The organism is uncultured Campylobacter sp. (assembly GCF_937997595.1).
In the GTDB taxonomy this organism is placed as follows: domain Bacteria; phylum Campylobacterota; class Campylobacteria; order Campylobacterales; family Campylobacteraceae; genus Campylobacter_B.
This window is the reverse complement of record NZ_CALKTS010000330.1, coordinates 1-11,935: the sequence shown is the minus strand read 5'-3', so window position 1 is coordinate 11,935 and position 11,935 is coordinate 1. Positions and strand designations below refer to the sequence as shown.

Below are 11,935 nucleotides of genomic sequence, written 5' to 3'. Positions count from 1 at the left end.
TTTAAAAATTTACACGACGAGGAGCTTTTGGCCGAGGCTAAAAGGCGCGGCAAGGACTCGCTTGAGGCTTTGACTTACGGCGATTTCGAGCCCGAGATGAACCGCATCGTGATCGCGTTTTACGAGGTTTTAACGACGGGCGATAAGTGCGGCCAGCCGTTTACCTTCCCGATTCCTACGGTAAATTTAACGGAGGAGTTTAATTGGGATACCCCTGCGGCCGACGCAGTGTTTGAAAACACCGCCAAGGTAGGCTCCAGTTACTTTCAAAATTTCATCGGCTCGCAATATATCACGAACGAAAAGGGCGAGCGCGTACCCAATCCAAAGGCGTATAAGCCTGGCGCCGTACGCTCGATGTGCTGCCGCTTGCAGCTTGATCTGCGCGAGCTTCTTAAGCGCGGCGGAGGACTTTTCGGAAGCGCGGAGATGACGGGAAGTATCGGCGTCGTAACGATAAATTTAGCCCGCCTAGGCTATCTATATAAAAATAACGAAGAGGCGCTGTATGCGAGGCTGGATGAGCTTTTGGAGCTTGCAAAATCGACGCTTGAAAAGAAGCGAAAATTTGTAACCGAGATGTTCGAGCGCGGCTTGTATCCATATACGAAGCGCTATCTGCCGGGCTTTAATAACCATTTTAGTACCATTGGCATTAACGGCGCAAACGAGATGATACGAAATTTCAGCGGTAACAAAGAAGATATTACGACGGAATTCGGACGTAAATTTGCCCTTAAAATGGTTGAGTATCTGCGCGAGAAGATCCGCTCGTTTCAGGAGCAAACCGGAAATTTATACAATCTCGAAGCCACGCCTGCCGAGGGAACTACGTATCGCTTCGCCAAAGAAGACAAGAAACGCTACGCAGATATCATCCAGGCGGGATTTGATAAAAATATATACTACACCAATTCGACGCAGCTTCCGGCAAATTTCGGAAGCGATCCGTTCGAAGCTCTGGCGATGCAGGACGAGCTGCAAAGCTCCTATACCGGCGGCACGGTGCTGCATCTGTATATGAAGGAGCGTATCAGTTCGGCTCAGGCGTGCAAACAGCTCGTAAAAAGCGTAGTGCAAAACTACAAGCTTCCTTATATCACGATCACGCCGATTTTTAGCGTCTGCCATAAGCACGGCTACATCAGCGGCGAGCATGAATACTGCCCGAAATGTGACGAGGAGCTGCTGGCGGAATATAAAGCCAAGCAGAGCAAGGGCGCCTAAATAGCGATTTAAATTTTAATCTTAATGAAAGGATGGAGAATGGAATTTCCAAAAGAGTTAGAAGCAAAACGCACAAAATGCGTCGTTTACACGAGAGTAATGGGCTATTTACGCCCAGTAGAGAGCTTTAATATCGGAAAGAAGGGCGAACACAAAGAGCGCGTCTTTTTTGAAGAGAAAAAAGACAAAAAGCAGATCGCCTAGTCGCCGCTACCGGCCAAATGCAACAAACGCATACGAAGCCGCCGCAAGCCTTAAACCTGCGTAACGCGCAGATTTACGAGATCACGCCGTTTACGATGCTTGATTTTGCCGATCACATCGCCGCGATCGCGTGGTTTTGCGGCTGCAATATGCGCTGCAATTACTGCTACAACCCACAAATCGTTACTTCACGGGGTAAAATTTCAAACGAAGAGTTTCTGCGCTTTTTGGATGCGCGCGCGGGCAAGCTTCAGGGCATCGTATTTAGCGGCGGCGAATGCACCTGTGCGAGCGATTTTATCCCGCTGGCGCACGAAGTTAAGCGGCGAGGCTTTTTACTCAAGGTTGACACCAACGGCTCAAATCCGCAAAAGATCGAAGAGGCGCTAAGCCTAGGGCTGATCGATTATATCGCGCTTGATTTTAAGGCGCCGCGGCAGGATTTTGAACTCATCACGAAATCAAGTTTATATGATAAATTTCTACAAACTCTTAGGCTTTTGCTGCGGCGAAATTTTAAATTTGAGGTGCGCACGACCGTGCATGCCGACTTTTTAAATGAAGCGAAGATCGAGCGGATGGCGCAAATTTTATGGAGCGAGGGCTACCGCGGCGTCTATTATCTGCAAAGCTTCCTGCCTACAGGCGATAATTTCGGCCATTTAGACGCGCCGCTTGCGAGCTTTGATCCGAGCAAAATCCGTACCGATCTAAAGATCGAACTTCGAAATTTTGATTAGATTTGCGCTGTCGCGTGCGTCTTGCCGCGATGGGCGCGATGAAATTTTAATCTGGCGCGCATTATCCGGCGTATATTGTGCCGCGATAAATTTCGCCTTGAGGGAAGCTTTAAAATTTAATGCGCCGCCGCTTGCTATGTTTAAATTTTACTCCGCCCTCGACGTAAAATTCTATGTTTATCAAGGGCTTTAAATTTTATACTGCGCAAATTTGCTCCCCGCCAAATTTCACGCCGCGTAGCCTCGCCACTTCAAAACAAAAGGTAAATTTAGCTTGCTTTGGCTAAAATACGCCGAAATTTTTAAAAAGGCAAAAAATGGATAGAAAAAAAATCTACAATCCCTTCTCCGACGAGACCCTTACCGATCGCAAGGTCTTCGGCGGCAATCCGCAGGGCATTTTAAATTTTACCAAGGCGAAATATCAATGGGCGCTGAAACTTTGGGATCTGATGGAGGCCAACACCTGGTTTCCAAAAGAGGTTGATACCACGGACGATGTGCGCGATTATAACTTCAATCTCACAAGCGCCGAGAAGCGGATGTACGATCTCGTGTGGAGCCAGCTGATATCGATGGATAGCTTTCAGACCAACAATCTCGCCGATAATATCAACCCCTACATCACGGCTCCGGAGATCAACGCCGTGCTCGCTCGCCAAGCTTACGAGGAGGCTAACCACAGCAAATCCTACGCCGTCATGGTCGAGGCGATCTGTGAAAACACCGATCTGATTTACGAGATGGAGAAGCATGACGATATGCTTCGCAGGAAAAACGACTACATCTCAAGCGTCTATGAGGAGCTTGCGGGCGAGGTTAGCGACGATAAGCTGCTGCTAGCGATGGTGGCGAATCAAATTTTAGAGGGCATCTACTTTTATAGCGGCTTTACGTCGATCTATGCGCTAGCGCGTGCGGGCAAGATGCTAGGCAGCGCGCAGATGATCCGCTTCATACAGCGCGACGAGATCACACATCTTCTGCTTTTTCAAAACATGATAAATTCCGTCCGCAAGGAGCGCGCCGATCTGTTTAATAAACGCAACGTGGATAAAATTTACGAAATGTTCGAGACGGCGGGAAACTTAGAGATCGATTGGGGCAAATACATCACGGATAACCAAATCATGGGCTTTACGGACGACATCATCGAAGAATACATCCACTACCTAGTCGATCAGCGCCTGCTCGCCATCGGGCTTGAGAAGCGATACGGCGCGAAACACCCGATAAAATGGGTAGATGATTTTTCTAAATTTAACGATCAAAAGAGCAATTTTTTCGAGAGCAAGGTCACGAACTACAGCAAAGGAAGCTTGAGTTTCGATGATTTTTAGCGGATTTTGCGGTTTGAAATTTTGCTCTGCCGCATCGCGGCACGGATACTTTGCAGATACTTGTTCGGCGCGGCATGGGCGTGCGATGAGCGCAAAAGGCGTATTACCTGCAAAATTTTTAAAATTTAGCCGCGCCATGTATTTAAAAAACGCAGCTTATGCTCTTTTGGCGCGGAGTGAACTTTCGGGAATTTTTAAAAATTTTAGCGGCTTGGAATTTAGACGGGGCGGAAGCTTTCGCGGCTTTAAATTTAACGTCTGGTCGGGCGGGAGTGCGCTATGGTCTCGCTAGAGCGGCTTCGCTGCGAAAAGATGGCGAACGACATCGCCGAGCAGGTTAGCTTAAATCCGGCGCTTTTTGAGGCGTTTTGCAGCGTCTCTAGAAGCGAGTTCGCCCCGCTGGGCGCGCACGCTTTCAGCCTCAACGCACAGCCCATTTTGGCCAGCCAGTGGATCAGCTCGCCGCTGACGGTCGCGCGCATGACGATGGCGCTAAGCGTGGATCCGAAGGTCGAGAAAATTTTAGAGATCGGCTGCGGCAGCGGCTATCAAGCGGCGATTTTAAGCAGGATGGTTCACCGCGTCTTTGCCGTCGAGCGCGTCGAGCGGCTGGTGGGCGAGGCGAAAAGGCACTTCACAAATCTCGGGATTTCAAACATCAGCCTGCGTCACGACGACGGCAACGCCGGGTGGAAAAATTTCGCCCCTTTTGATAGGATATTGCTCTCTGCGTGCGCCGAGCGGATCGACGAGCGGCTGTTTGCGCAGCTGGCAATCGGCGGAATTTTGGTCGCTCCGATGAATAGAGGCGGCTCGCAAAAGATCGTTAGATTTAGTAAAATTTCGCCGAGCGAGATCAAAGAAGAGGAACTCGGCGCCTGCGAATTCGTCCCGCTGGTGCAGGGTCGCGGATAGATCTAGCGCGCAGTAAATTTTAAAATTTCCTACCGCCGCGGGCGCGTAAATTTAATAAAATTTGCTTTCGCGCTTCGCCGCGAAATCGGAGTTTTATTAATTATTTATTTAAATTCAAGTACAATACGCAATTTTAATCTTACAAGGATGAGTCATGCAAGATTTTAGCAAGGAAAAGATAGAGTCGCTGGTCGCCAGCTGGAAAAATCACAACAAAAACCAATTCTGGCTTAAAAAACAAACCGCGATCTCAAAGTATTTAGGCGAGATAAAGCGCTGCCTCGCAAGCTTTGATGAGACCGAGAACGAGTTTTTGCAAACTTTATATATAAATCTCAGCGACGGCAATCTTAGAAGCTGCAAAATTTTATTTTTGGGCGAGAAGTTCGCGCACGCCGAGTATTTCTTTATGGATCAGTTTTTTGATTCCAATATCAGCGCGTTTTATTATGATTTCGCTTTTAAAGACCGTATCGTCGGCAAAAAGGAGCTGTTTCCCAAAAATGCCGTAAAAAGCGTAGATAGCGTGCTTAGCGGCGAGGATAAAAACATCGTCTCGCTTTATGTTTTTATCGAAAATATCGTCAAAAATTTCAATAGCTATTCGCAGGAGCGCACCGCGCGCGATATTTTCAAACAAAAGCTAGTCAATTTCTACGATGAGCTTTACAGGCTTCTTACGGCGGTGGATAGCGCTTTGGCGATCGATTTTTTCGACGTCGCGCTGCATAATCAGCCCTTCGTGCTGATGGAATTTTTAAAATCTGCGATAAATGCCGATAATTTCTATCTGATCGACAGCTACCTAAGCGACGACGGGATGCTAAATTTAGGGCTTGCCGAGGACGGCGATTTCGCGCAAATTTCGCGCGAGAAGCTCTATCTGCTAGCCAGCATATTTGCGCAGTGCAACGACGAGTTTCCGACGCTCGTTTATCGCGATGAAACCGCGCAAATTCTATCCTTGCTCTACGACGAAAAGGTTGAAATTTTTGAAGAATTTTACGAAGTAAGCTCGCGATTTATCGCGGAATTTACCCCGTATCCGCAGGATGTCGTGGGCGCGGCTAGGATCGTGTACTCCTCGCTATTTTTCGAATACGTCAAAAACTACAAAAGTGAAGAGGTCGCAAAAAATACGATCTTTTACGGCGCGATCGGCACCGGCAAGACCCGCAGATTACGATCTTTGATCACCGAAAAGAAACTTGCGGCGAAAAATTTCCGCTACGTTTGCCTGCACGAAGGCTTTGAATATCGCGATTTCATCGACGGATTTTACGGCAAAAGCTTCATAGACGGCGAGTTTAAGGCGCTGTGCAAAGAGGCGCTAAACGATCCGAAGGGCGAGTATTATTTTCTGATCGACAATGCAAGTGCCGCGAGCTTGGATAAAATTTTTGGCGAGGCTGCGGTGCTTTTGGATCGCCGCTACGACGAGAATGATGAGCTTTCGCTGATCCGCACGAAAAACTCACACATAATCGACGGCTTTGAAGAGGGCGAGAAAGCGCGCACTAGCGTCGTTTTGAAGGATGGTCGCTCATATTTTGCGGTGCCTAAAAATTTATACGTCCTATGCACTCTAAATGAGTACAAATGCGTTTCGCCGTCGATTGCAAAGGCGTTTAGATGGATCAGATGCGAGTGCGATTACGGCGCGCTTGAGGATTATTTAAGAGATCGCGAGATCGTAAACGCAAGCGCGGTCGTTGCGGTTTGCAAGGCGCTGAATAAATTTATCGTCGATGAGGCAAAGGGCCTCGGCGCGATCGGACACGGCGTATTTATGGGGCTAGCGCGCTATCAAAGTGGCGCGCAGATCATACAGGAGGGGCTAAACGGCTTTTTTGCCGAGGTGCTTGAGCCGATCTTTAGGTGCGCAGCAAGTGGCGAAGATACCGCTACGAACCTTGGCGAGCGCATCGCTGAAGCCAAGAGCGTGTTTAAATTTTAATATTTTCGTTTGAGTAGATTTTTAAGTAAATTTTGCAATAACGGAATTTTATATGGAGTAAAAACAATGGCTGATAATGTTGTAAATAATCATAAATATGATGCAGAATATATTAGCTATATTAGAAATGGTAATTCCGCCGCAGTTCTTATTACTAGAGATTTGGTGAAAAGCGTAAACACAATTGGTAAGTGGATTGATATCATTGAGAGCAATATTCGCGGCAGAATCGACGGAAGAATTGATTTTAAATATTTCATTGTTGAAATTTTTCCTAGAAAGACTAAGCCGGATTATTCCAAGGCAGTGTCAGAACATGATAAAAAATATATTACCTGGCAAACGGCTTGCAAAGATATAAAAAATGCAAGAAACGTCGGTTACAAAGGTCCCCGATATAAGATATGGTGTAGCTTGTATAATGATAGGAAGAAAAAAATAGTACAGAGGTATTATAATAAAAAGTTTGGTAAGTGGATGCCTGATGGATGGCTACCTACGGATTCATGTATTTTAAAAGATAAAGTAGAATTTATCGATAACTGGAAATATAGGATAAAGTCCATAAAAAAATTATAAAACAACTTAAACTAGACTTCGCTAGTTTTGAATTAAGACTCGAATAATAAATTTAGCCCAAAAGCCCTGCGCCTTTTACCCTCTGCGAGCGATCCGCCGCATAGATCCTATCTCCGCCTACTACTTTGCCGCCCTCGATTTTGCCGCCCTTTACGTCGTATTTCCAGATCGGCGCAGCCGCCTTGAAATCCTCCACAAACTCGTTTATGAGCGCCAGAGCGACCTTGCGCTGCGGGCTTACGACGCCTGCTACGTAGGAGCTTTCGTGGATCGGCACATCCCCGTTTGCATGTGCAAAAAGCACGAATGCGCCCTGTGCCGCGGCCTTTTGTTGCCATGCTTCGAACCAGATCCGCAAAATTGGCTCGTAGATATCGAAGCTCAGCGCGCAGATGCCGCCTTCGTCGCGCACGATGCCTACGAAGGTAATGAACGCACCGCAATTTGCGTCTTTAAATTTAGCGTACCAGCGCGATAAAATCGCATCTACGTCCAAGCTGCCCTCATAAATTTCAGGCTCGATTCCGTTTAAAAGTTCTGGATTAAATTTAGCCTCGCTCATTGCCGCCTCCTAAGCTTAGCCGCCGCAAACGGGAGGCAGAAGGCTCACGCGATCGCCGGATTTAAGCGCGAAATTCGCATCATAAATCATCTTATCATTTACCGCTACGGCGCAGTTTACGAGCCACTCTCGCAGGCTTTCGTCCTTTTGCAGCTGCTCTTTTACCTCTTGCAAGGAGTTTGCGTTTAGGCGCAGGGGCTCGCGCCCGATCGGCCCTAAAAATTCTATCTCTACCATTTTTGTCCTTTTTTAAAGATTGAGCGATTTTAACGAAAAATTTATAAAATTTTATATAATTGCGTAAAAATTTAATGAGGGAAAATGATGAAAATCGATGAAATTTCGACCCCCGCTTACGTGTGCGAGGAGCAAAAACTGGTAAAAAATTTAGAAATTTTACGCGGTGTAGGCGAGCGAAGCGGTGCAAAAATTCTATGCGCACTAAAAGGCTTTGCGTTTAGCTTCGCGATGCCTTACGTAGACAGATATCTCTGGGGCGCTACTTGCAGCGGCCTGTATGAGGCAAAATTTGCCGCGGAATTTATCAAAAACGGCGAAATCCACACATACTCGCCCGCATTCAAAGAGGATGATTTGGATGAAATTTTAAAAATTTCAAACCACGTCGTATTTAATAGCGCCGCGCAGTGGCAAAAATACCGCGCAAAAGCGCTCGCTGCGGGAGCATCGTGCGGACTGCGGCTAAATCTGCAAACCTCCTTCGCGCCCAAAGACGCTTACAATCCGTGCGGCAGCTTTAGCAGGCTAGGGATGAGCCTTGAAGCGCTGCAGCGGGCGATCTTGCAAGATGGCGAGTTTTTGCGCGGCATCTCGGGGTTGCATTTTCACGCGCTGTGCGAAGAAAGCGCTCAGAGCCTAGAGCGGGTGCTTGAGATTTTCGAGGCGAAATTCGGTAAGTATTTTAGAACTCTAAAGTGGCTAAACTTCGGCGGGGGGCACCATATCACGCGCGCAGGTTACGACGTGGAGCTACTGATAGATCTGATCAAAAAATTTCGCGAAAAATATGAGGTTAAAATTTATCTCGAGCCGGGCGAGGCGGTAGGCTGGGAGTGCGGATATTTGGTCGCTAGCGTGCTTGACATAGTAGAAAACGGCGCTAAAATCGCTATTTTAGACGCTTCCGCTGAAGCTCATATGCCCGATACCGTGCTGATGCCGTATCGTCCTGCGGTACGCGGCGAGAGTAAGAGCGGTAAATTTAGCTATCGCTTCGGCGGCAATACCTGCCTCGCAGGCGACGTCGTGGGACTTGAGAGCGGGCAGCCCGAGTATAAATTTGACGCGCCGCTAAACATCGGCGATCGGGTCATTTTCGAAGATCAGATTCATTACACGATCGTGAAAAACACGACCTTTAACGGCATCAAGCTGCCCGATCTTGTTTTGGCTGACGAGCGCGGAGAGGTTTTGGCAATCAAAAAATTTGGCTACGACGAGTATGCGAGGCGAAACTAGCGCCGCACTTAATGCAAAAATGTAATTTTGCTTTGTAAGAAAATTTTTTGCAAAAAATGATATAATCGGCTTGAATTTTATATCTAAGGAAATCCATGAAAAGATTGTTTCTCGCGCTTTTCGCCTGTATTTATGCGCAGGCCGAAGAGAAAAAATATGCTGATATCGTGCAGGGAAATAGCGATGTTTGGGGCAATGCAAGGCTTGAAAACATCGATAGCTACGGCAACGGCTTCGGCCCGATTTTTCTGCAATTTCAAGGACATCTGCAAAGCTCGGGCTTTTTTGCTTGGTTGGCTCTTGGTGCGGTTTTGGGCGTAATCATAGCTTTTATTGGGCACTACGCGATCATAGGGCCGAAGCACTTCGATCATCACGCGGGCAAGCCGATCTACGCATTTAATAAATTTGAGCGACTATATCATCTCGTAGCGGCCGTGGCATGGGCGATCTTGGTTCCGACAGGCTTGATTATGATGTTTGGCGAAGAATTCGGCGGCGGCGCTTTCGTGAGGTTTTGTAAAAATGCTCACGGACTGGCTACGATAGCGTTTGCGATTGCCGTTGTGCCTATGCTAGTGACATGGTTTTGGCGTATGCTACCGCGAACTTACGATATCAGATGGATGATGATCGTGGGCGGCTATCTAAGCAAAAAGAAGCGCGCAATCCCTGCGGGTAAATTTAACGCAGGCCAAAAGGCGTGGTTTTGGGTCGCGACTTTAGGCGGTATAGTGATGATAGCGACGGGCGCGTCGATGTTTTTCTTAGACTACGATATCCCTGCGATGAGAAGTGCGCTAGGTATGAGTCAGATCGAAATTTTAAGAGCAAGCGCGATTATTCATAATTTTTTGGGCGCGGTCTGCGCGGTGTTTTTGCTCGTACATATCTACATGGCGGTCTTTGCGATCAGCGGTGCCATCCACTCGATGATCGACGGACACAAGCCGGAGGAGGAAGTTTACGTACTTCACCACTACTGGTATCGCGAGCTGCTCGATAAAGGGCAGATCGCTAAATCGCAATTTGAAGCGAAGTACCCGCGCTTATAACTTGGGTAAATTTTATGCGGGCCTGCTTGCGTGCGGCTCGCATTAGCTTTGAGGTTCAAAGAATTTTTATTTTAAGGATTTCACATGCAACTAGATTGTCGCAATTTAAATTGCCCGGAGCCGCTTTTGCGCACCAAAAAAGCCCTCGGCGAGCTAAAAATCGGAGAGAGTTTAGAAATTTTAGTAAACGACGTAGCGCCTCGTGAAAACATAAAACGCTTTTTGACTAAAAACGGCTTTGAGGCGCAAATTTCACAAGCGGGCGCCGACACGCTTATAAAAACCGTAAAAACGGACGAGCTGAAAGATGCAAATATCGACGATATTTATTGTGACGTCACGGCGCCAAAAAGAGGCAAGGTGATATTCCTAAGCGAGGAGCAGTGCGGAAGCGGCCCGATCGGAAAGAGCTTGCTTGCTAAATTTTTAGGCGCGGCGCTAAATTTGGACGAAAAGCCAGTGAAGGTCATCTGTGTAAACAACGCTGTGCACATAACCACCAACCGCGGCCACGAATGCTTCGAGGCGATCAAAAAGCTAAATGAAGCGGGAGCTGAAATTTTAAGCTGCGGAAGCTGCCTAGAGGGTTACAAACTGGTCGATAAGCTCGCGATCGGCGAGATTTCAAACGCATACGAAATCATGGACGTCCTATCGAAATACGAAGTAATCAAGCTATGATCTACAGAGATTTTAACCTCACGAAATTTATTGCAGCCGCCGGTTGAGCCGCCAAGCTTGACCCGGCGGGTCTAACCGAAAATCTTGGAAATTTAATCGAGCCCAATGCAAGCCTGCTTTCGTCCACCTGCAGCAACGAAGATGCGAGCGTATTTCGCATAAATGACGATCTTGCGCTAGTGCAAACGCTCGATTTCATCACCCCTTTGGTGGATGATCCGTTTATTTTCGGACAGATCGCAGCAGCAAACTCCCTAAGCGACGTATTTGCAATGGGCGGTGAAGTGATAAACGCCCTAAACATCGTGGGTTTTGACGATTGTCATTTCTCAAACGAAATTCTGCGCGAAATTCTGCGCGGCGGCAAAGATAAGATCAAAGAGTGCGGAGGGGTCTTGGTAGGCGGTCACACCATCTCTACCCCTGAAATTTATTACGGGCTTAGCGTCACAGGGCGCGTGAATCCGCGTAAATTTTGGAGCAATAATACTGCGCGCGAAGGCGACCTGCTGATCCTAACAAAACCTCTCGGTACGGGCATCATCGCTACGGCTATTAAGGCGAAATTTCTTAAATTTGAAGAATTTCGTGACGCGATAGAAAGCATGATTTTGCTAAATTTTTATGCCGTGGGTGCGCTAGCAGGTTTAAAAATACATGCTGCAACCGACGTGACGGGCTTTGGACTGCTTGGACACGCGCTTGAGATGATAAACGAGAGCGTGAGTTTTAAAATTTATTCTAGCAAAATTCCGCTTCTAAAAAGCGCTCTCAAATGCCTTGATGAGGGACTGATCCCTGCTGGAAGCTATAAAAATTTGAAATTTATCGCACCGGGCGTCGATTCCGAGCCGGACATAACGCTTTGCGACGCACAAACCAGCGGCGGACTTCTGCTTGCCGTAGCGGAAAAGGACGCGGCGCGAGCGCTTTCAAATTTAAAAAACGCAGGCTACGCTAGTAGCGCTATCATCGGCGAAGTTATAGCACGTGCCGAACATAAAATTTATTTAGTTTAAAATCTTTTCTATTCAGCCCCCTTTAAGCATCGTTCTTGTATAATTACAATTCTGTTTCGCACCGAGCCGAACCTGCTTCCTTAAGTCTTAAGTCCTAGTAGTTTTAGCCTTTTAGCGAACGTGTTTTTTAAAATTTTAACTGTTAAAAACAAATATCTTTAGTCAATCTTTGAAATC

At 47.2% G+C, this 11,935-nt stretch carries 11 protein-coding genes and 1 pseudogene; 10 read left to right on the top strand and 2 right to left on the bottom strand.

The genetic code is table 11. The features are described 5' to 3' along the window. From Q0614_RS11285 to Q0614_RS11260, 6 genes and pseudogenes are all read left to right on the top strand, one after another. Positions 1–1,431, top strand: a pseudogene (locus Q0614_RS11285) (ribonucleoside triphosphate reductase); the annotation flags it as partial. A gap of 17 nt (positions 1,432–1,448) precedes the next feature. Beyond that, complete coding sequence (locus tag Q0614_RS11280; RefSeq protein WP_298788774.1) at positions 1,449–2,171, top strand: anaerobic ribonucleoside-triphosphate reductase activating protein; 723 nt, start codon at positions 1,449–1,451, stop codon at positions 2,169–2,171. A 317-nt stretch (positions 2,172–2,488) separates the two neighbouring features. Further along, complete coding sequence (locus Q0614_RS11275; RefSeq protein ID WP_177387058.1) at positions 2,489–3,511, top strand: ribonucleotide-diphosphate reductase subunit beta; 1,023 nt, start codon at positions 2,489–2,491, stop codon at positions 3,509–3,511. A 279-nt stretch (positions 3,512–3,790) separates the two neighbouring features. Beyond that, the gene (locus Q0614_RS11270) at positions 3,791–4,426 is read left to right on the top strand and encodes a protein-L-isoaspartate(D-aspartate) O-methyltransferase (protein ID WP_298788773.1); all 636 of its coding nucleotides are present in this window, start codon (positions 3,791–3,793) and stop codon (positions 4,424–4,426) included. Between the two features lie 154 nt (positions 4,427–4,580). Next, positions 4,581–6,383: a hypothetical protein gene (locus Q0614_RS11265; protein WP_298788772.1), complete on the top strand. Its 1,803-nt coding sequence runs from the start codon at positions 4,581–4,583 to the stop codon at positions 6,381–6,383. 66 nt (positions 6,384–6,449) lie between these two features. Then, positions 6,450–6,962 (top strand): hypothetical protein, encoded by a 513-nt coding sequence (locus Q0614_RS11260; RefSeq protein ID WP_298788771.1) that lies wholly within the window; start codon positions 6,450–6,452, stop codon positions 6,960–6,962. A 52-nt stretch (positions 6,963–7,014) separates the two neighbouring features. Here the strand turns inward: Q0614_RS11260 and Q0614_RS11255 are convergent, their stop codons facing one another. Together Q0614_RS11255 and Q0614_RS11250 are read right to left on the bottom strand one after the other, a co-directional pair. Next, positions 7,015–7,524 carry a molybdenum cofactor biosynthesis protein MoaE gene (locus tag Q0614_RS11255; protein WP_298788769.1) on the bottom strand — a complete coding sequence of 170 codons (510 nt, stop codon included), beginning with the start codon at positions 7,522–7,524 and terminating at the stop codon, positions 7,015–7,017. Positions 7,525–7,539: 15 nt separating this feature from the next. Next, a complete protein-coding gene (locus tag Q0614_RS11250; RefSeq protein WP_298788765.1) occupies positions 7,540–7,761 on the bottom strand; it encodes a MoaD/ThiS family protein in 222 nt (73 codons plus the stop codon). Between the two features lie 84 nt (positions 7,762–7,845). Here Q0614_RS11250 and nspC point away from each other — a divergent pair, with 84 nt between their 5' ends. From nspC to selD, 4 genes are all read left to right on the top strand, one after another. Next, positions 7,846–9,003: a carboxynorspermidine decarboxylase gene (gene nspC, locus Q0614_RS11245; RefSeq protein WP_298788763.1), complete on the top strand. Its 1,158-nt coding sequence runs from the start codon at positions 7,846–7,848 to the stop codon at positions 9,001–9,003. 95 nt (positions 9,004–9,098) lie between these two features. Continuing rightward, complete coding sequence (locus Q0614_RS11240; protein WP_297943966.1) at positions 9,099–10,058, top strand: formate dehydrogenase subunit gamma; 960 nt, start codon at positions 9,099–9,101, stop codon at positions 10,056–10,058. A gap of 84 nt (positions 10,059–10,142) precedes the next feature. Further along, a complete protein-coding gene (gene yedF, locus Q0614_RS11235; protein WP_298788760.1) occupies positions 10,143–10,739 on the top strand; it encodes a sulfurtransferase-like selenium metabolism protein YedF in 597 nt (198 codons plus the stop codon). After that, entirely contained in the window at positions 10,739–11,758 is a 1,020-nt protein-coding gene (selD, locus tag Q0614_RS11230; RefSeq protein ID WP_298788775.1) for a selenide, water dikinase SelD, read from the top strand. The genes yedF and selD overlap by 1 nt, the downstream gene beginning before the upstream one ends. The last annotated feature ends 177 nt before the right edge of the window (positions 11,759–11,935 follow it).

What these genes read in the sequence shown, in the direction of transcription:
- Q0614_RS11280 (WP_298788774.1), top strand. Translation starts at nt 1,449, where the DNA reads ATGCAACAAACGCATACGAAGCCGCCGCAAGCCTTAAACCTGCGTAAC.
- Q0614_RS11260 (WP_298788771.1), top strand. Translation starts at nt 6,450, where the DNA reads ATGGCTGATAATGTTGTAAATAATCATAAATATGATGCAGAATATATT.
- Q0614_RS11275 (WP_177387058.1), top strand. Translation starts at nt 2,489, where the DNA reads ATGGATAGAAAAAAAATCTACAATCCCTTCTCCGACGAGACCCTTACC.
- Q0614_RS11240 (WP_297943966.1), top strand. Translation starts at nt 9,099, where the DNA reads ATGAAAAGATTGTTTCTCGCGCTTTTCGCCTGTATTTATGCGCAGGCC.
- Q0614_RS11270 (WP_298788773.1), top strand. Translation starts at nt 3,791, where the DNA reads ATGGTCTCGCTAGAGCGGCTTCGCTGCGAAAAGATGGCGAACGACATC.
- nspC (WP_298788763.1), top strand. Translation starts at nt 7,846, where the DNA reads ATGATGAAAATCGATGAAATTTCGACCCCCGCTTACGTGTGCGAGGAG.
- yedF (WP_298788760.1), top strand. Translation starts at nt 10,143, where the DNA reads ATGCAACTAGATTGTCGCAATTTAAATTGCCCGGAGCCGCTTTTGCGC.
- Q0614_RS11250 (WP_298788765.1), bottom strand. Translation starts at nt 7,761, where the DNA reads ATGGTAGAGATAGAATTTTTAGGGCCGATCGGGCGCGAGCCCCTGCGC.
- Q0614_RS11265 (WP_298788772.1), top strand. Translation starts at nt 4,581, where the DNA reads ATGCAAGATTTTAGCAAGGAAAAGATAGAGTCGCTGGTCGCCAGCTGG.
- Q0614_RS11255 (WP_298788769.1), bottom strand. Translation starts at nt 7,524, where the DNA reads ATGAGCGAGGCTAAATTTAATCCAGAACTTTTAAACGGAATCGAGCCT.